The following is an 831-nucleotide window of genomic DNA, read 5'->3' as shown; positions in this document are numbered from 1 at the left end:
GCGCTATCTCTGCTCTCACTGCCGTAAAACATGGCAACTGCAGTTCACTTACACCGCTTCTCAACCCGGTACGCACCAGAAAATCATTGATATGGCCATGAATGGCGTTGGATGCCGGGCAACCGCCCGCATTATGGGCGTTGGCCTCAACACGATTTTCCGCCATTTAAAAAACTCAGGCCGCAGTCGGTAACCTCGCGCATACAGCCGGGCAGTGACGTCATCGTCTGCGCGGAAATGGACGAACAGTGGGGATACGTCGGGGCTAAATCGCGCCAGCGCTGGCTGTTTTACGCGTATGACAGGCTCCGGAAGACGGTTGTTGCGCACGTATTCGGTGAACGCACTATGGCCACACTGGAGCGTCTTCTAAGCCTGCTGTCGGCCTTTGAGGTCGTGGTATGGATGACGGATGGCTGGCCGCTGTATGAATCCCGCCTGAAGGGAAAGCTGCACGTAATCAGCAAGCGTTACACTCAGCGAATTGAGCGGCATAACCTGAATCTGAGACAACATCTGGCAAGGCTGGGACGGAAGTCACTGTCGTTCTCAAAATCGGTGGAGCTGCATGACAAGGTCATCGGGCATTATCTGAACATAAAACACTATCAGTAAGTTGGAGTCATTACCGTGAGATAAATATTACGGGGCATTTTATAATGAATAAAATATACTCTCTAAAATATTGTCATATTACCAATACCATGAAGGTGATGCTGCCAACTTACTGATTTAGTGTATGATGGTGTTTTTGAGGTGCTCCAGTGGCTTCTGTTTCTATCAGCTGTCCCTCCTGTTCAGCTACTGACGGGGTGGTGCGTAACGGCAAAA

Annotated in this window: 1 protein-coding gene and 1 pseudogene; both read left to right on the top strand. The window is 50.3% G+C overall.

Annotated features, from left to right (window positions below):
- Positions 1-615, top strand: a pseudogene (locus tag ACJ8QI_RS25495) (IS1 family transposase); the annotation flags it as partial.
- 149 nt (positions 616-764) lie between these two features.
- On the top strand, positions 765-831 hold a 67-nt coding region (locus tag ACJ8QI_RS25490; protein ID WP_096257578.1), incomplete at its 3' end, for an IS1 family transposase.

The organism is Serratia sp. CY84636, assembly GCF_052166245.1.
In the GTDB taxonomy this organism is placed as follows: Bacteria; Pseudomonadota; Gammaproteobacteria; order Enterobacterales; family Enterobacteriaceae; genus Serratia; species Serratia nevei.
Note: the sequence above shows the minus strand (reverse complement) of the source record. Positions and strands in the feature narration are given on the sequence as shown.